The organism is Variovorax sp. GW823-FHT04B03 (assembly GCF_058796495.1).
In genome coordinates this window covers 21,105-38,737 of the sequence record NZ_JBXAIT010000005.1, presented here as the reverse complement: position 1 = coordinate 38,737, position 17,633 = coordinate 21,105, and the positions used below count along the sequence as shown (strand labels likewise).

At 69.7% G+C, this 17,633-nt stretch carries 12 protein-coding genes; 6 read left to right on the top strand and 6 right to left on the bottom strand.

The features are described from left to right. Window positions 1–83 precede the first annotated feature (83 nt). Window positions 84–857 carry an esterase/lipase family protein gene (locus AC1RAD_RS21075; protein ID WP_095950078.1) on the top strand — a complete coding sequence of 258 codons (774 nt, stop codon included), beginning with the start codon at window positions 84–86 and terminating at the stop codon, window positions 855–857. A 75-nt stretch (window positions 858–932) separates the two neighbouring features. On the opposite strand, the gene AC1RAD_RS21070 is transcribed toward AC1RAD_RS21075, so the two are convergent. The 3 genes from AC1RAD_RS21070 to AC1RAD_RS21060 form a co-directional block, all read right to left on the bottom strand. Then, on the bottom strand, window positions 933–4,151 hold the full coding sequence (locus tag AC1RAD_RS21070) for a bifunctional cytochrome P450/NADPH--P450 reductase (protein ID WP_492737011.1): 3,219 nt from the start codon (window positions 4,149–4,151) through the stop codon (window positions 933–935). 193 nt (window positions 4,152–4,344) lie between these two features. Beyond that, window positions 4,345–5,604, bottom strand: a complete 1,260-nt coding sequence (locus AC1RAD_RS21065; RefSeq protein WP_159274664.1) for a branched-chain amino acid ABC transporter substrate-binding protein — start codon at window positions 5,602–5,604, stop codon at window positions 4,345–4,347. 33 nt (window positions 5,605–5,637) lie between these two features. Further along, window positions 5,638–6,327, bottom strand: a complete 690-nt coding sequence (locus tag AC1RAD_RS21060; protein WP_492737010.1) for a TetR/AcrR family transcriptional regulator — start codon at window positions 6,325–6,327, stop codon at window positions 5,638–5,640. Window positions 6,328–6,412: 85 nt separating this feature from the next. On the opposite strand from AC1RAD_RS21060, the gene AC1RAD_RS21055 reads away from it, so the two are divergent. The 4 genes from AC1RAD_RS21055 (at window position 6,413) to AC1RAD_RS21040 (ending at window position 13,254) form a co-directional block, all read left to right on the top strand. After that, a complete protein-coding gene (locus AC1RAD_RS21055; RefSeq protein ID WP_492737008.1) occupies window positions 6,413–8,056 on the top strand; it encodes an AMP-binding protein in 1,644 nt (547 codons plus the stop codon). 13 nt (window positions 8,057–8,069) lie between these two features. Then, the gene (locus tag AC1RAD_RS21050) at window positions 8,070–11,366 is read left to right on the top strand and encodes a carboxyl transferase domain-containing protein (protein ID WP_492737006.1); all 3,297 of its coding nucleotides are present in this window, start codon (window positions 8,070–8,072) and stop codon (window positions 11,364–11,366) included. A 129-nt stretch (window positions 11,367–11,495) separates the two neighbouring features. Beyond that, window positions 11,496–12,767 (top strand): GDSL-type esterase/lipase family protein, encoded by a 1,272-nt coding sequence (locus AC1RAD_RS21045; protein WP_492737004.1) that lies wholly within the window; start codon window positions 11,496–11,498, stop codon window positions 12,765–12,767. A 112-nt stretch (window positions 12,768–12,879) separates the two neighbouring features. Beyond that, on the top strand, window positions 12,880–13,254 hold the full coding sequence (locus AC1RAD_RS21040) for a YXWGXW repeat-containing protein (RefSeq protein WP_070063838.1): 375 nt from the start codon (window positions 12,880–12,882) through the stop codon (window positions 13,252–13,254). A gap of 31 nt (window positions 13,255–13,285) precedes the next feature. On the opposite strand, the gene AC1RAD_RS21035 is transcribed toward AC1RAD_RS21040, so the two are convergent. Continuing rightward, the gene (locus AC1RAD_RS21035; protein WP_492737002.1) at window positions 13,286–14,533 is read right to left on the bottom strand and encodes a S1 family peptidase; all 1,248 of its coding nucleotides are present in this window, start codon (window positions 14,531–14,533) and stop codon (window positions 13,286–13,288) included. A 22-nt stretch (window positions 14,534–14,555) separates the two neighbouring features. After that, window positions 14,556–15,413: a formyltetrahydrofolate deformylase gene (gene purU, locus AC1RAD_RS21030; RefSeq protein ID WP_062478396.1), complete on the bottom strand. Its 858-nt coding sequence runs from the start codon at window positions 15,411–15,413 to the stop codon at window positions 14,556–14,558. Window positions 15,414–15,483: 70 nt separating this feature from the next. Between purU and aptA the strand changes: the two genes are divergently transcribed. Further along, complete coding sequence (gene aptA / locus AC1RAD_RS21025) at window positions 15,484–16,818, top strand: omega-aminotransferase AptA (RefSeq protein ID WP_070063840.1); 1,335 nt, start codon at window positions 15,484–15,486, stop codon at window positions 16,816–16,818. Here aptA and AC1RAD_RS21020 read toward each other — a convergent pair. Then, window positions 16,802–17,620, bottom strand: a complete 819-nt coding sequence (locus tag AC1RAD_RS21020; RefSeq protein WP_492737000.1) for a ChaN family lipoprotein — start codon at window positions 17,618–17,620, stop codon at window positions 16,802–16,804. The two genes, aptA and AC1RAD_RS21020, sit on opposite strands and share 17 nt — an antisense overlap. Between the last annotated feature and the right edge of the window lie 13 nt (window positions 17,621–17,633).

Genomic DNA, 17,633 nt, shown 5'->3' with positions numbered 1-17,633 from the left:
TGAAGTCGTCGTCCGACGGGGCATGCAACTTCGCACCCCCATCGTCGTCCTACAGAAGAAAGAACAGAAAGGAAGCCGCCATCATGACCACCGCCACCCACGAACCCATCGCACCGCCGTCGCGCCTGCTCTTGCTGGCCGAAGCGCGCGCCCTCTGGGAAACCGGCGCCGGCCTCGCCATGTGGCCGCTGCTGCAACTCGCGCCGCGCGGCGACGGGCACCCCGTGCTCGTGCTGCCGGGCCTGGTGGCCAGCGACGTGTCCACGCTGCTGCTGCGCCGCTACCTGTGCAGCCGCGGCTACGACGCCCACGGCTGGGGCCAGGGCCGCAACCTGGGCCCGCGCGCCGGCGTCGAGGACGGCATGGTCGACCTGCTCAAGACCCTGGCCGACAAAAGCGGCCAGAAGGTCAGCGTGATCGGCTGGAGCCTGGGCGGCGTCTACGCGCGGCTCCTGGCCTCGGCGCAGAAGGACCTCATCCGCAACGTCATCACGCTCGGCAGTCCGTTCTCGGGCAGCCCGCGCGCCACCAACGCCTGGCGCGTGTACGAGGGCGTGAGCGGCCAGAGCTCGCATGACCCGCGCCGCATGAAGTTCGTCGAACCCACGCCGCCCGTGCCCACGACCTCGATCTTCAGCCGCACCGACGGTGTCGTGGCCTGGCGCTGCAGCCTCGAGAAGACCGGCCCGCAGTCCGAGAACATCGAAGTGGTCGCGAGCCACCTGGGGCTCGGCGCGCACCCGGCCGTGCTCTATGCGGTGGCCGACCGGCTGGCGCAGCCCGAGGGCGAGTGGAAGCCGTTCAACCGCGGCATGCTCGGGCCGCTGGTGTACCCGGACCCGGACCGCAACGTCTGACCCGGGGCGAAAGCTCCCAATGAAAAAAGACCGGCGAATGCCGGTCTTCTTCTTTGGGGCTCCAGAGTGGGCTCTTCAGGCCCCGGCCCACACGTCGAGCACGTAGCGCTGCTCGGCAATCATCTTGTCCATCCACGCCGCGCTGTCCTGCCCGTGCTCGCGCGCGAGGTCGCTGAGCGTGCGCCGCACGTCGGGCTCCATGCGCGAGCCGTCGCCGCACACGTACACCACGGCGCCGGCTTCGAGCAGCTTCCACACGGCCGCGCCCTGTTCGCGGATCAGGTCCTGCACGTAGACCTTGCGGTCGCCGGCGCGCGAGAAGGCCGTGTGCAGCTTCATCAGGCCGCGGTGCGACCAGGCCTGCAGCTCTTCGGCGTAGATGAAGTCCTGCTCGGGATGGCGGCAGCCGAAGAACAGCATCGCCTCGCCCAGCGCGTCGCCGCGTTCGACCTGCGCGGCGCGCGCCTGCAGGAAGCCGCGGAACGGCGCCAGGCCGGTGCCCGGGCCGATCATGATGAGCGGGCGGTTCGCGTCTTCCGGCAGGCGGAAGCCCTCGGCCGTGGTCTCGCGGATCACGCCGTGCACCGTGTCGCCGGCCTCGGCGCGCGCCAGGAAGTTGGAGCACACGCCCTCGAAGGTGCCGTTGCCCGACAGCGCGGGCGCGCTCACCACGCCCACGGTCACGCTGCAGCGTCCCGGCGTCATCGTCGGCGACGAGGAGATCGAGTAGTAGCGCGGCGACAGCGGCGACAGCATTTCGAGGAACACCGCGAACGGCACCTGGCAGGCGCGGTGCTCTTCGAGCAGCTCCAACAGCGACTTGCGCTTGTGCAGCACCTCGGCCTTGTACGCGGCCTGCGAGGCCTCATCGCTGCCCGACAGCGCCTGCAGCTTCGGCTTGGTGAACGGGCACTCGGTGTGCGCCGCCAGCGTGGCGATCTGCTTGCGCGTGGCCACGTCCTGCAGCTCGACGTAGTCGCCCAGCAGGCGATCGACCGCGATCACCTGATCCACCGGCAGCGCCGCCTTGCGGCCCGGCACGGCCGACAGGCGCACGTGCGCCGAGCGGTCGAAGCCGAAGCGCGCCATCGCACGCTCGACCTGCGCGGGGCTGTTGCGCGGCACCACGCTCAGGTGGTCGCCGGGCACGTAGTTCACGCCCTCGGGCAGCATCAGCTCGACGTGGCGCGTGGAGCGTCCGGCCTCGCCGTTGGCGCCGGCGCTTTGCAGCTCGCGGTTCTCGATCACGCGCAGCGGCACCGCGCCCAGCGCATCGACCAGTGCGTTCTTCTGCGGCGGCGGCAGCTCTTCGAGCGTGTACAGCGGCTCGGCCTCGGCCGGCGTGTCGGCGCCGTTCTTGATGTCGAAGGTCTTCACCAGCGCGGGCCACAGCGCGTCGCTCCAGTCCTGGAAGGCGCCGTCCATGTCCTCGCGCGCATCGCCTTCGCCGCGCTCGTGCACGCGGTCGGCGCCCAAGGCTTCGAGCCGCTCATCGATGCGGCGCGGCACCGCCTGGTAGGTGGCGGCCCAGTCGGTGTTGCCACAGCCGAACACGCTGAAGCGCACGCCGTTGAGCGAATCGTCGGCCTTGTCGAGCCAGCGGTGGAACTCCGCTGCGTTGTCGGGCGCCACGCCGTTGTACGAGGCGCAGACGATCGCCACCGCGCCGCTGGCCGGCAGCCGCTCGGCATAGTCGTCGAGCGAGGCCAGCTGGGTCGAGAAGCCGCGCAATTCGCCGGCTTCGGTCAGCTGGCGCGCCAGGTCTTCGGCGGTGCCGAGGTTGGAGCCCTGCAGCACCAGCAGCGAGGTGCCGTGGCGCGCGGCCTGCGGCTTGCGCGCGACGGGCTTGGCCGGCGTGTCGGGCGTGGCCGCCGCTTCCACGGTGCCGCGCGGGCGCGAGGCCGGGTCGCGCAGCAGCGCCTTGATCTTGAAGTTCTCGGGCTTGATCGTCAGCGCTTCCTTGATCTTGAGCTTGTAGCCCGTGTGATCGACCAGGTTGAAGCGCTGCAGGATCATGCCCAGCGTGAGCACCGCCTCCTGCAGGGCGAACTGCCGCCCGATGCAGGCGCGCTGGCCGTTGCCGAAGGGCTTGAAGGCGTTCACGGGCCGCTCGCGCTCGGCTTCGCGGCTGAAGTGGTCGGGGTTGAACTGGTCGGCGTCCTCGCCCCAGATGCCCTTGTCACGGTGCAGCGCCAGCGCATGCATGATGACCATGTTGTTCTTCTTGATCGTGTACTGGCCGCCGATCTTGGTGTCTTCCTTCGCGCGCATCGAGATCGCGGGCGCGGTCGGGTACAGGCGCAGCGACTCCTTCAGCACCTGCATCACGTACTGCAGCCGGTTGACCTGCGCGTAGGTGGGCTTTTGCGTGGTGTCGCCGCCGAACACGCTGTCGACCTCGGCCTGCGCCTTGGCCATCGCCTCGGGGTTGTTCAGCAGGAAGTAGATGGCGAACGACAGCAGGCCGCTGGTGGTCTCGTGGCCCGCGATGAGGAATTCGATGCACTCGTCGCGGATCATCTTGTCGGTGAGCTTCTCGCCGCTCTTCTTGTCCACGCCCGCGATCATGTAGCTCAGCAGGTCGGGCTTGGTGGCGATGTCGGCGCCGCTCGTGCGCCGCTCCTCGATGATGTCTTCCACCATCTTGTGCATGTAGCGGATGTCCTTGCGCTGCTGCGCCAGCTCCTTCTTGAGCATCAGCTCCTCGAGCGGAATGCCGCGCCGGTTCTGCACCGTCTCCAGCGTGCGCACCATCGCATCGACAAAAGGATGGAAGCCCTCGCGGTAGAACGAGTTAAAGCGGTAGCCGAAACCGCACAGGCCGATGGTGTCGAGCGTGAGCGCGGTCATGTCGCGCACCACGTCCACCTCTTCATCGAAATTGAGCCGCTCCCACTTGGTGACCAGCTGGCCCGCGATGTCCAGCATCATCGGGTGGTAGGCCTGCATCGCGCGCTGGCTGAAGTTGGCCAAGAGGATGTTGTGCGGCTTCGACCAGGTCTCCTCGTGCGTGTCGGACGTGAACAGGCCATGCGACGCGGCGCGCAGCCGGCGCAGCGCGCCGCGCGTGCTCTTGTCGAAGCGCGGCTCTTCGCACAGCTCGTCGACCAGCGCGGGCGACGACACCACGATCACCGGCATGCCCGGCATGTCGAGCCAGTAGATGCCGCCGAGGTCCTGCGCGATCTTCCACATGTCGAGCACCGGCGAGTCGGAGCCGATGGACAGCAGATTGCCGACGAAGGGTTTCTTCGCCGGATGGGGGATCGGATGGAGCGAGTTCTTTCCTGCCATGGTGTACCTTGTTGTGCCTTCGGTATGGACCCGCTTCGGATGTCCGGGATGCGAATCCGGAGTATCCCGATGGCACAGGGGGTGGGCAGGACGGGGTTTCCCTAGGAAACAATGACGCGGCGCAGGGGGCGATCACGCCGTCAGCGTGATCGCTATTCACGGTGGCCCGGGCAGGTCCCCCGAAAGAACTCAGTCAGGGTCGGACCATCTTGCAGTCGGTGCCTTGCGCCAGCTCGTTCCCGGTATAGACCGCATCGGTGCGGAAGCCGTAGTTGGTGCCTTCCCAGCCCGTCTTCACCGCCTTGCCGTCCACCGGCGCGATGGTGTTCACCACCTGCGGCAGCAGCAGTTGGTGGTCTTCGCCGCGCATGCGCACCGGGCCCACCACCGAGTCGAAGCTCAGGTCTTCGAGGGCGCGCGCCACCTTCACCGTGTCGGCGCTGCCGGCCTTGGCGATGGCGGCGGCCAGCAGGCGCGGCGTCAGGTCGATGCGCGGCGCGAGGAAGTCCTTGCCGGTCTTGGCCTTGTAGGCCTTGGCCAGCGCATCGACCTTCGGCGTGTCGGCCTGGCCCGGGTGCCATTCGGCCACCCAGGTGAGCTGCCCTGTCTTGGCCTGCGACACGGCGGTGACGGTGCCCGGCACCGAGCCCGCGCTGTGGTTGAAGTAGCGCAGGTTGTAGCCCGCGTCGCCCGCGGCCTTCTGCAGCAGCGTCATGTCCTGGCCCCAGTTGCCGGTGATGACCGAGTCGGCGCCGCTTTGCTTGATGTTGGCGATGTAGGGCGCGAAGTCCTTCACGCGGCCGATGGGGTGCAGCGTCTCGCCGACGAACTGGATGTCGGGGCGCGCCAGGCCCACCAGCTGGCGGCCGTAGCTGGCCCACTGCTTGCCGTGGGCATAGTCCTGGTTCAGCAGGTAGACCTTCTTCACGTCCGGCGTCTTCTTGATGTAGTTGGCCAGCGCCTTCATCTTCATCGCCGTGTTGGCCTCGGTCTGGAAGTGCCAGAAGCTGCAGCCCTTGCCGGTCATCTCGGGGTCGATCGAGGAGTGGTTCAGCACGATCAGTTCCTTGCCCGGGTTGCGCTGGTTCCAGCGCGCCACGGCCAGCACCAGCGCCGTGACCACCGACGAACCCGAGCCGCCCGTGACGATCGCCTTGGCGCCCTGGTCGATGGCCGCCTGAAGCGCGCTCTGGCTTTCCTGCGCCGAGAGCTTGCTGTCGAACTGCAGCAGCTGCAGCTTCATGCCGCCGAGCACGCCGCCCTTGGCGTTGATGTCCTCGATGGCGTACTGCGTGTGCATCAGCATCAGCTCGCCCACGTTGGCGAACGGCCCCGACAGCGGATCGATGTAGGCGATCTTGTAGGTCGGCTGCTGCGCCTGCGCTGCCGTGCCGGCGATGGCAAACAGAGAGGCAAGGGCGATCCGCGCCAATGGCGCATGCGTGAGCTTCATGAAGTGTCTCCGGAGGGTGTGTGAAAGACGGGATCAGTTCTTCGCGCGCAGCCCGATCACGCGGCTGGCCAGTTTCGTCAGCTGCGCCACCACCTCGTCGGGCGAGAGGCGCCCGCCGGGGCGGTACCAGCTGTAGAGAAAGCCCGGCAGGCTGCAGGCCGCGAGCGCGGTGATCTTGGTCTCGTCGAAGTCGAGGTCGCCGTCGCGCCGGGCTTCTTCGAGCAGCGGGCACAGCAGGTCGTAGAAGTGGTGCGCGAGCTTCTTCTGCGCTTCGAGGTACTCGGGGCGGTACACCTGCGGCTCGCGGTACGCGAAGAAGGCCACCGGGTGGTGCGCGATGGTGGCGCGGATCAGCCGCTCGATGCCTTCCATCACCTTCTCGCTCGCGCGGCGCGGGTCGGCGGCGGCGAAGTCGAGCGCGGTGAAGCAGTCGACCGCGGGGCGCCACGACAGCGTCTCGAAGATCTCCTGCTTGTCGCGGAAGTAGTAGTACACGAAGGGCTTGGTCACGCCCAGCTCGCGCACGATCTGCGCCATGGTCGTGTTGGCGTAGCCCTGCGCAGCAAACAGCTGCGCCGCCGCCTGCAGGATGCGCTCGCGCTGCAGGTCGGTGCCCTGCGTGGCCGCGCGCTGGCGGCCCGTGCCCTGCGGCAGGTGCGGCTGCGCCGCCAGCGCCGTGTGCGTGGCAGAGGGTTTGTTCGGTGTCGCGGAAGTTATACCCATGGGTAGGATTGTTCGTGCACCATGCCGCATTGGCAAGCGCCGGCCATGCGCAGGCGGCTATCGATAACCCTGAGAAAGTGACGCCATGGAGACAACGCCCGCCACCCCGCAACGCTTGAAGGAACTGCCGCCGCGCGTGCAGCAGCCCCTGCACGCCTACCTGCGCGACCACGCACGCACGCGCTGCGACGCCACCGCCTGCCTCTGGTACGGCCAGGCCCTGAGCTGGGCCGAGCTCGACCGCGCGAGCGACGCCTTCGCCGCACGCCTGCAGGCCCTGGGCGTGGCCAAGGGCGAACCCGTGGTGCTGTTCCTCAACAACTGCCCGCAGTACCTGGTGGCGCACTTCGGCATCCAGAAGATCGGCGCCATCGTCTGCCCGAGCGGGCCGCTCAACAAGGAGCACGAGCTGGCCTACCAGGTCAACGACCTGAAGGCGCGCGTGATCGTCGCGGCCGCGCCGCTCGTGCCGGTGGTGCGCAAGGTGCAGGCCGAGAGCGCACTCGCGCATGTGTTCGTGGTGCACTACGCCGACCTGCTGCCCGCCGAGCCCACGCTCGACCTGCCGGCCGAACTGGCCGCCGAGCGCACGGCCGAACGCACCGTGCCCGCAGGCTGCGAAGACTTCCTCGCCGTGATGCGCAGCGGCGCCACGCCGCAGCCCGTCGCCATCGACATGGACGACATCGCGCTCATGACCTACACCTCGGGCACCACCGGCCTGCCCAAGGGCGCGATGCTCAGCTACGGCAATGCGCTCTTCAAGACGCGCGCCGCGGCCGACTGCAACGGCGTGGGACCTGGCGACGTGCTGCTGTCGATCGCGCCGCTGTACCACATCGCCGGCATGCTCATGGGCGTCAACGTGCCCGTGCTCAGCGGCGCCGCCTCGGTGCTGATGCACCGCTTCGACCCGCGCGCCGTGCTGCAGGCCATTGCCGCCTACAAGGTGAGCTGGTGGTACAGCATCGCGCCGATGAACGTGGCCTGCATGCAGGTGGCCGACATCGCCAGCTTCGACCTGTCGAGCCTGAAGATGAACCCGGTCACCAGCTTCGGCATTGCCTTCACCGAGCCGCTGGCCGCGCAGTGGCGCTCGCACGCCAACCACTGCAGTTCGTTCGAGGCCGCCTACGGCCTGAGCGAAACCCACACCTGCGACACCTACACGCCGCACGTGGCGCCGCGCTGGGGCACGCAGGGCGTGCCGGTGCCGGGCGTGACCATCCGCATCATCGACACAGAGACGCAGGCCGACATGCCCACGGGCGAGGTCGGCGAGATCGTGCTCACCAGCGCCGGCTCGTTCAAGGGCTACTGGAACAAGCCCGAGGCCACGGCCGCCACCTTGCGCAACGGCTGGGTGCACACGGGCGACATGGGCAAGCTCGACGCCGACGGCTACCTCACCTTCATCGGCCGCTTCAAGGAAATGATCAAGGTCTCGGGCTACAGCGTGTTCCCCGAAGAGGTCGAGACCATCCTCATCAAGCACCCGGCGGTGGCGCAGGCGGCGGTCATCGCGCAGCCCGACCCCGAGAAGGGCGAGGTCGTGAAGGCCTTCATCGTGCGCAAGCCCGGCGCCGCGCTCGAGGCCGACGCGCTCGTGGCCTGGGCGCGCGAGAACATGGCGAGCTACAAGGCGCCGCGCGCCGTGAGCTTCATCGATGCATTGCCCACCACGGGCGCGGGCAAGGTGCTGCGCCGCCTGCTCAAAGACAAGACCTGAAAGGCTTCCTCGCGTGTTTTCCAAAGTTCTGATTGCCAACCGCGGCGAGATCGCCGTGCGCCTGGTGCGCGCGCTGCGCGACCTGGGCATCGCCAGCGTGGCGGTGCATGCGCGCGACGATGCCGCTGCGCTGCATGTGCAGCTGGCCGACGTGGCGGTGGCGCTCGACGCGACCGGCCCTTCGGCCTACCTCGACGTGGCCGCGTTGATCGCGGTGGCGAAGGCGCAAGGCTGCGATGCGGTGCATCCCGGCTACGGCTTCCTCAGCGAGCGTGCCGACTTCGCACAGGCCTGCGCCGACGCGGGCCTGGTCTTCATCGGCCCCACGCCCGAGCAGCTGGGCCTGTTCGGCGACAAGGCCCGTGCGCGTGAACTGGCCGCGCAGTGCGACGTGCCCGTGATGCCCGGCAGCGCGGGCGCGGTGACGCTCGCGCAGGCCCAGGCCTTCTTCGCCGAGCAGCACGCGCAGGGCGCGGGCGTGATGGTCAAGGCCATCGGCGGCGGCGGCGGACGCGGCATGCGCGCCGTGCTCACGGCCGACGAGCTGCCCGAGGCGCACGCGCGCTGCATGTCCGAGGCCAAGGCGGCGTTCGGCATCGAGGGCGTGTACGTCGAGCGCCTGATGCGCAACGCGCGGCACATCGAGGTGCAGGTGCTCGGCGATGGCGCGGCAGTGGCCAGCCTCGGCGAGCGCGAGTGCACGTTGCAGCGCCGCTTCCAGAAGCTGGTGGAGATCGCGCCCAGCCCCTCGCTGCCCGAGCCGCTGCGCGCGCAGGTCACGCAGGCCGCGCTGCGCATGGCCAAGGCCGTGGGCTATCGCGGCCTCGGCACCTTCGAATTCCTGGTCGATGCGGCGTCGACCACTTTGCCTTTCGTCTTCATCGAAGCGAACCCGCGCCTGCAGGTCGAGCACACGGTGACCGAGGCGGTGACGGGGCTGGACCTCGTGCAGCTGCAGATCGCCGTGGCCTCGGGCGACACGCTGGACGCGCTCGGCGTGGAGGCCGGCCGCACGGCGCCGCAGCGCGGCTTCGCGGTGCAGTGGCGCATCAACGCCGAGACGCTCGACGCGCAAGGCAACGCGCGCCCCGCCGGCGGCACGCTCGCGCGCTTCGACCTGCCCGCCGGCCCCGGCGTGCGCGTCGACACGCACGGCTACGGGGGGCTGGCGCCCTCGCCGCACTACGACACGCTGCTGGCCAAGCTCATCGTGCATTCGCCGTCGCCGCGTTTCGCGGACGCGCTGCGCCGCTCGCTGCGCGCGCTCGACGAATGCCACATCGACGGCATCGCCACCAACCTGCCGCTGCTGTGCGCCATTGCCGCGCGGCCCGAGTTCGCGACGCAGGCGGTGCATACGCGTTTCGTGGAAGCGCACCTGGGCGATCTGCTCGCCGACGCGAAGGCATTTGAAAAGCACACGAAGAAGGTGACCGCGCCCGCCGCCGCGAGCGCGCCGGCGCAGGACGCGGAAGACGACGACGGCCTCACCGTCAAGGCGCCGATGCCCGCGAAGCTGGTGCAGTTCGAGGTCGCGGTGGGCGATGTGCTGCCCGCCGGCGCGCAGCTGGGCGTGCTCGAGGCCATGAAGATGGAGCACCTGCTGCACGCGCCCGTGGCCGGCCGCGTGCTGGCACTGCTGGCCGCGCCGGGCGACTACCTCGTCGAAGGCCAGTCGCTGGTGCGGCTGGAGGCCGTCGATGCGCAGGGCGTCGAAGCGCAGGCGCGCGTCGCGCACGACCTCGACGCGATCCGTCCCGACCTGCAGAAGGTCATCGACCGCCATGCGCCCACGCTCGATGCGAACCGCAAGGCGGCGGTCGACAAGCGGCATGCGCAGGGCGGTCGCACCGCGCGCGAGAACATCGCCGACCTGTGCGACATGGCCGGCGACCCCGGCAACTTCATCGAGTACGGCGCGCTCGCCATCGCCGCGCAGACGCGCCGCCGCTCGCTCGAAGACCTCATCGCCAACACGCCGGCCGACGGCATGGTGACCGGGCTGGGCAGCGTCAACGCGAAGCAGTTCGGCCCCGAGAAATCGCGCTGCGCCGTGCTCGCGTACGACTACACCGTGCTGGCCGGCACGCAGGGCATGCGCAACCACCACAAGACCGACCGGCTGCTCGCGGTGGCACACCAGCTCAAGCTGCCGGTGGTGCTGTTCGCCGAGGGCGGGGGCGGGCGGCCGGGCGACACCGACATGCCGATCGTCGCGGGCCTGAACAACCACACCTTCAGCCAGTTCGCGGCGCTGTCGGGCAAGGTGCCGGTGGTCGGCATCGTGCATGGCCGCTGCTTCGCGGGCAACGCGGCGCTGCTGGGCTGCGCCGACGTGATCATTGCGACCAAGGGCAGCAACATCGGCATGAGCGGCCCCGCGATGATCGAGGGCGGCGGCCTGGGCACCTTCGCGCCCGAGCAGATCGGGCCGAGCAGCGTGCAGTCGCGCAACGGCGTGATCGACATCCTGGTGGAAGACGAAGCGGCAGCAGTCGCTGCGGCCAAGCAGTACCTCTCTTACTTCCAGGGGGCAACCACTGACTGGCAGTGCGCCGATCCGCGCACGCTGCGCCACGTCGTGCCCGAGAACCGGCTGCGCGTGTACGACGTGCGCGCCGCCATGCGCGGCGTGGCCGACACCGGCTCGCTGCTCGAGCTGCGCGCGGGCTTCGGCGCGGGCATCGTCACGGCGCTGGCGCGCATCGAGGGCAAGCCGGTCGGCCTGATGGCGAACAACCCGCACCACCTGGGCGGCGCGATCGACGTGGAGGCGGCCGACAAATCCGCACGCTTCATGCAACTGTGCAATGCCCACGGGTTACCGATCGTGTCGTTGTGCGACACGCCCGGCTTCATGGTCGGGCCCGAGGTCGAGGCGCAGGCGCAGGTGCGCCACGTGTGCCGCATGTTCATGGTGGCCTCGCACTTGCGCGTGCCTTTCTTCGCGGTGGTGCTGCGCAAGGGCTACGGCCTGGGCGCGCAGGCCATGACCGCCGGCGGCTTCGACGCGCCCGTGTTCACCGTGGCCTGGCCCACCGGCGAGTTCGGCGCGATGGGCCTCGAAGGCGCGGTGCGGCTGGGCTTTCGCAAGGAACTCGCGGCCGTGCCCGAGGGCGCCGAGCGCGACGCACTGTTCAAGCAGCTGGTGGCGCAGCAGTACGCGAACGGCGAAGCGATCCACATGGCGCAGACGCTGGAGATCGACGCGGTGATCGACCCGGCCGACACGCGCACCTGGCTGGTGCGCGGCCTGGCCTCGGCGACGCGGCCGGCCGAGGCGGTCTCGGCGTACGTCGACACTTGGTAACTTTAGGTTAGACCTCGTCACTGGCGCGGGCAAGGCGGCTCCGTACACTGGGCCGCTTTTGCACGCATGAACCTTCTTGCCCGCTGGCGCGTCCGACTGCGCGACGCCGCCTTTTCCCCTGCACACTGGATGGCCGTTCTCGGCCTTGCGGTGCTGCTCGTGGGCGTGCAGGCGGTGTGGGCGGAGAAGGTCGAGCAGGCGGCACGCCAGCCGGCCGAAGCGCGCTGGGTGGCGAGCTGGGCCGTGGCGGTGCTCGACTTCGCCGAGCTGGATGCGAACCCCGCCACGGCCGCCATCGGCGGACCGGGCGACCATGTGTTCCGCGGCCAGACCTTGCGCCAGATGATGCGCCCGACGATCGACGGCGAGCGCATCCGCGTGCGGGTGTCGAACCGCTTCGGCAAGACGCCGCTGCGCATCGCCGCCGCCACCGTGGCACTGGGCACGGGCGGCGACGCCGTCTCGCCGGCCTCGTTGCGCACGCTGCGTTTCGGCGGCCGCGCCACCGTCACCGTGGCGCCGGGCGCGGAAGCATGGAGCGACGGCGTGGCGCTGAACGTTGCGGCGGGCCAGGCCGTGGCCGTGAGTCTTTTTCTCGACCGCGCGACACCGTTCGCCACGATGTACCTGCTGTCCACTGACACGGGCTGGCTGGCCAACGGCAACGTCGTGGCGTCGCCCCGGCTGCCGAAGCCGGCGGCGCTGCCGATGAGCCACATCGTGACCGGGCTCGACGTGCTCACCACCCGACCCGTGCGCACCGTCGTCGCGTTCGGCGATTCGATCACCGCGGGCGGTGGCGAGTCGGGCGACGGTTCGTACCCCGACATGCTCGCCACGCGCTTGCGTGACAGTCCGCAGGCCGCGCACGCGGTGTCGGTGATCAACGCCGGCATCGGCGGCAACCGGCTGCTGGTGAACGGCATCGGCCCCGACGGCCTGTCGCGCTTTGCGCGCGACGCGCTGGGCCAGAGCGGCGTGACGCACGTCATTGTGCTGCTGGGCACCAACGACATCGGCCGCGCCATCTTCGCGGGCATCCCCGGCCTGAAGGTGCCGCCGCACGACGTGCCCACGGCCGAGCGCGTCACCGAGGGCCTGGGGCAGCTCGTCAAGCAGGCGCGCGCCAAGGGCGTGAAGGTGCTGCTGGGCACCGTGCCGCCCTTCGGCAACACGATCTACGGCACCGACGCCAACGAGGCCATGCGCGAGGCTGTGAACCGCTGGGTGCGCAGCCGCCAGGACGTGGACGGCGTGATCGACTTCGATGCCGTGCTGCGCGACCCGGCCGCGCCGCGTCAGCTGAATCCGACATTCGACAGCGGCGATCACCTGCATCCCAACCGCGCCGGCCACGCGGCCATGGCCGCGGCCATCGACCTGCGCGAATTGCAGGAATAAAGCGCGTCCGCGGCAGCGAAACAGCTCTACACAAGATTTCGCGCAGCGCTTACAGGCGCTTCACACGGTCCCGGCAGCATGAAGGCTCCTCCAACAACCATGGGGCTTTCTCATGAAAACACTCGCAGTCGCTCTTTCCATCGGTGCCGCTTCGCTGCTGTCGGTGGGCGCCCTGACCGTTCCCACGGCCGCGCAGGCGCAGGCGGTGATCACCATCCAGGGGCCGCCGCCCCCGCCGCGCTACGAGCGCATGCCGCCGCCGCGTCGCGGCTATGTGTGGTCGCCGGGCCACTATGAGTGGCGTGGCGGTCGCCATGTGTGGGTGCGCGGCATGTACGTGCGTGCCCGCCCGGGCTATGCCTACCGCGCGCCGGAATGGCGCGAGAACAATGGCCGCTGGGAATACAACCGCGGCCGCTGGGACCGCGACGGCGACGGCGTGCCGAACCGCCAGGACCGGCGTCCGGACAACCCGTACCGCAATTGATCGATAGAGAGCGCGCGGCGCCCGCCCGGGGCTAGCGGATGCTCACCAGCTCGAGCACTTCGCTGACCTGGAACGCGCCGCCGCTCGCACCGCCGCGCGTCTGCACTTCGAAGCGGAGGACGCGGCCCAGCTCCGGCGAGAACCACACGCTGGCGCGGTAGGTCCCGTACTGGTTGCCACTCCAGGCGCCCGCGTTCGCGAAGCGCTGGGTGTGGCCGCGGTAGTCGATCTTCACCACCTTCATCTCGCGGCCGTTGACCGGCAGCGTGGCGGCGTCGTCCACCACGTGGGCACGCAGGTCCATCTTGATGCGCGTGCCGCCCATGGTGGCGTCGTATTCCGTGGCCCAGGCGGCGTCCTGCTCCAGGGTCGGGCGGGCCCAGCCGCCCGGCGGCATGACGCTGTCGAACTCGCCGGCCACGGCCGTCGTGACGCCGATCACTTCGCCGCCCGGCTTCTCGACCCAGCCTCCGTTGTTGAAGCTGAGCCGTTCGTCCGAGGTGGTGGCCGTGTCCGCGCGGTAGATCACCTTGCGGTAGGTGTTGGTGAGGCGGTCGTGCAGCTGGTACTCCACCATGCTCGGGCGCTGCAGCGACACGCTGGCCGGCGCGGGCTGCGAGGCGAGGCGCTCGATGGCCCGCTGGCCGCGCGTCGGCAGTTCCGCGATCCATGCGGCCGGCATGGCGAGGGTGGCCGGGGCCGATCCGGCGACGAGCCCCACGAGGCGGCCCTGCGCATCGAACAGGCCGGCACCGGCCAGGCCCGCCTCGGTCGGCGTGGCCAGTTGCAGCGACTCGAGCGCGCCCGCGGCGTTGCGGCGCACGCCGCCGAGCATGGAAATGCCGAGCGTCAGCTCGCGCCCGCGCGGCGATCCGATGACGTACAGCGGCATCCCGACCTGCAGCGCCCCCGCGGGCACGACGCCCAGGGTCGGCGACACGAGGTTCGCGATGCGCAGCTGGCACAGGTCGCGTTCGACGTCCGGATGCTCCAGCACGGCGCCGTAGCTCACGTTGTCGCGGCGCAGCGACACGGCGCTGGCCTTGGCCAGCAGCTTGCAGCTGGTGACGGCCGTGCCCGGGCCGGTGGCGACCGCGCTGCCGGTGGCCAGGACCTTGCCCAGGGCGTCGCTGGCCTGCACGACCCAGACGCTGGGCGAGACGCGCGCGAACAGCGCGTCGGGCGCCAGCGGGGCGCCGCCGGCGCGGGCGTCCTGGGCGAAGGTGGCGGGCGCTGCCAGAGCGGCAGCAAGGGCGAAAAGCGGGAGCTGCAGGCGCATCTGGAAGCGGCGATGGAGTGAGTTAGCGGAACACGACCGTGCGGTGGCCGTTCAGCAGCACGCGGTGCTCGCTGTGCCACTTCACGGCGCGGGCCAGCACCTGGCTTTCGGTGTCGCGGCCGCGGGCCGTGAGGTCTTCGACCGTGTCGGTGTGGTCGGCGCGGGCCACGTCCTGCTCGATGATCGGGCCTTCGTCGAGGTCGGCCGTCACGTAGTGGGCGGTGGCGCCGATCAGCTTCACGCCGCGGTCGTGCGCCTGGTAGTAGGGCTTGGCGCCCTTGAAGCTGGGCAGGAACGAGTGGTGGATGTTGATCGCGCGGCCGGCCAGGCTCTTGCACAGGTCGTTGCTCAGGATCTGCATGTAGCGCGCGAGCACCACGAGTTCGGCGCCTTCGGCCTCGATGATCTCCAGCTGCTTCGCCTCGGCCTGCGCCTTGGTCGCGGCCGTCACCGGGATGTGGTGGAAGGGCACGTTGTAGCTGGCAGCCAGCTGGTAGAAGTCGCGGTGGTTCGAGATGATGGCGCGCACGTCGATCGACAGCAGGCCGCTCTTCCAGCGGAACAGCAGGTCGTTCAGGCAGTGGCCTTCCTTGCTGACCAGGATCACGGTCTTCATCGGGTCGGCGGCGGCGTGCAGCTGCAGGCTCATGCCGAAACCGGTGGCGAAGGCCTTCAGCTCCTCGCGCAGCACGGCTTCGCTGTGGTCGCCGCAGGCGAAGCGCACGCGCATGAAGAACAGGCCGGTGCCGTGGTCGTTGTATTGGGCGGCCTCTTCGATGTTGGCGCCGCGCTCGAGCAGGAAGCCCGACACGGCGTGCACGATGCCCGTCCGGTCGGGACAGGAGAGGTTCAGGATGTAGGCAGGCGTAGTGGTCGTCATCAGGGGCAGGATTGTGGCAGGGGTGCCAGAATCGCGATTTTCCCTCCCCACATAACCGCAGGAGCGAGACATGGCCTTCCAGGACTTCAACATGGACAACCAGTGGTTGCCCTTCACGCCCAACCGCCATTTCAAGAAGGACCCGCGGGTTTTCGTGGCGGCCGACGGCATGACGTTCACCACGCACGACGGCAAGAAGGTGGTCGACGGCATTTCCTCGCTGTGGTGCGTGGGCGCGGGCCACAACCGCAAGCCGATCAACGAGGCGATCAAGAAGCAGCTGGACACGCTGGACTACGCCACCGCCTTCCAGGTCAGCAACGACAAGGCCTTCAAGGCGGCCGAGATGATCGCCGCGCTGGCCCCGGGCGACCTGAACAAGGTGCTGTTCTGCAACTCGGGCTCCGAGGCCGCCGACACCTCGATGAAGGTGGCACTGGCCTACCACCGCGCGCGCGGCGAGGGCCACCGCAACGTGTTCATCGGCCGCGAGAAGGGCTACCACGGCGTGGGCTTCGGCGGCATGTCGGTGGGCGGCATCCCGGGCAACCGCAAGGTGTTCGGCTCGGCCTTCCTGCCGCGCGTGGACCACATGCGCTTCATCCACGACCCGGTGAATCACGCCTACATCCACAACGCGGAGCCGGTGTGGACCGAAGACCCTCTGGTCGAGCTCGAAACCCGCATCCTGCCGCTGCACGACCCGAGCAACGTGGCCGCGATCATCGTGGAGCCGGTGGCCGGTTCGGCCGGCTGGTACCTGCCGCCGCAGGGCTACCTGAAGCGCCTGCGCGAGATCTGCGACAAGCACGGCATCCTGCTGATCTTCGACGAGGTCATCACCGGCTTCGGGCGCATGGGCACCAACTTCGCGTCGGACTATTTCGGCGTCGTGCCCGACATGCTGAACTTCGCCAAGTGCGTGACCAACGGCGTGATCCCGCTGGGCGGCGTGATCTGCCGCGACAAGCTCTACGACGCGATGATGAAGACCGACGCGCCCGAGCACGTGGTCGAGTTCTTCCACGGCTACACCTACTCGGGCCACCCGGTGGCCTGCGCCGCCGCCATTGCCACGCTCGACCTGTTCAAGGAAGAAAACCTGTTCGCGCGCGCCGGCGAAATGGGCAAGGTGCTGGGCGATGCCTTTCACAGCACCTTCAAGGGCCTGCCGAACGTGGTGGGCATCCGCAGCCTGGGCCTGGCGGCGGCGGTGGAGCTCGCGCCCATCGCCGGGTCGCCGGGCAAGCGCGCCTACGAGGTGTTTCTCGACTGCTTCCACAAGGGCGCGCTGGTGCGGCCCGCGGGCGACGTGCTGGTGATCGCGCCGCCCTATATCGTCGAGAAGCAGCACATCGACACGCTGGTCAACACGCTGGCGGATTCGATCAGGAAGTTCGCCTGAGCACGCCCGCGCAGTAGTCCACCGGCGGCAGCGCCGGCGTGCGCCAGGTGGCGTCGTAGGCGTCGGTGTCGTCCTCGGCCGGGCCGCCGGCCTGCAGGTGGACCGTCTTCACCGACACGTCGGTCGGCAGGTGCTGCGGCACGCCCAGCACCTTGGTGACGTGGCCGGCGCCGGCGATCAACACCACCGTCTTGCCCGGCTGCCGGGCCTTCACCAGCGCCTGCGCCATGGCGCGGTCGCGCCCGACCTGGATGCGCGTCATGGGGCCGATCTGCGATTCAGGCAGCAGCTTGCAGTGGCCCTCGCGCACGGCCTCCTGCTGCGCGGCGTAGGCCTCGCCGTTGAGCTGCACATCGAGCGAGACGTCGGCCATCGCGTCTTTCATGCGCGCACGCGGCAGGTTGGCGCCGACCACCGGCACGCCGGCGCGCACGGCCGTCATCACCGTGGGGCCGTAGCGCGTCCACGGCCAGGCCTTGTCGTTCCAGCCGAGGGCGGTCTGCACTTGGGCGTCGGTCGCGGTGGCGGGCAGGCGGGCGCTGCTGCGGCCGTCCTCGGCCATCTCGAGCGCCAGCGCGGCGAGCTGGCCGCGTTCGGCCAGGGCCTGCACGGTCTCGCGCTCGAGGGCGTGGTGTTCGGGGGCGTCGTGCTGCTCGCCGAGCAGCAGCGCATCGGCCGGCAGCAGGGCCGCCACGCGGCGCGCGACGGGCGCCTCGGCGGACAGCGCGGCGCAGCCGGCGAGCAGGGCGGCGGCGACCAGGGGCGCGAGGAACCGGGAAGCACGGGAAGGGCGAGAAGGCATCCCGCCATACTAT

Bases quoted from the DNA above. Each gene is read 5' to 3' on its own strand.
- purU (WP_062478396.1), bottom strand. From the start codon at position 15,413: ATGACGACCACTACGCCTGCCTACATCCTGAACCTCTCCTGTCCCGAC.
- AC1RAD_RS21055 (WP_492737008.1), top strand. From the start codon at position 6,413: ATGGAGACAACGCCCGCCACCCCGCAACGCTTGAAGGAACTGCCGCCG.
- aptA (WP_070063840.1), top strand. From the start codon at position 15,484: ATGGCCTTCCAGGACTTCAACATGGACAACCAGTGGTTGCCCTTCACG.
- AC1RAD_RS21045 (WP_492737004.1), top strand. From the start codon at position 11,496: ATGGCCGTTCTCGGCCTTGCGGTGCTGCTCGTGGGCGTGCAGGCGGTG.
- AC1RAD_RS21020 (WP_492737000.1), bottom strand. From the start codon at position 17,620: ATGCCTTCTCGCCCTTCCCGTGCTTCCCGGTTCCTCGCGCCCCTGGTC.
- AC1RAD_RS21075 (WP_095950078.1), top strand. From the start codon at position 84: ATGACCACCGCCACCCACGAACCCATCGCACCGCCGTCGCGCCTGCTC.
- AC1RAD_RS21070 (WP_492737011.1), bottom strand. From the start codon at position 4,151: ATGGCAGGAAAGAACTCGCTCCATCCGATCCCCCATCCGGCGAAGAAA.
- AC1RAD_RS21065 (WP_159274664.1), bottom strand. From the start codon at position 5,604: ATGAAGCTCACGCATGCGCCATTGGCGCGGATCGCCCTTGCCTCTCTG.
- AC1RAD_RS21060 (WP_492737010.1), bottom strand. From the start codon at position 6,327: ATGGGTATAACTTCCGCGACACCGAACAAACCCTCTGCCACGCACACG.
- AC1RAD_RS21040 (WP_070063838.1), top strand. From the start codon at position 12,880: ATGAAAACACTCGCAGTCGCTCTTTCCATCGGTGCCGCTTCGCTGCTG.
- AC1RAD_RS21035 (WP_492737002.1), bottom strand. From the start codon at position 14,533: ATGCGCCTGCAGCTCCCGCTTTTCGCCCTTGCTGCCGCTCTGGCAGCG.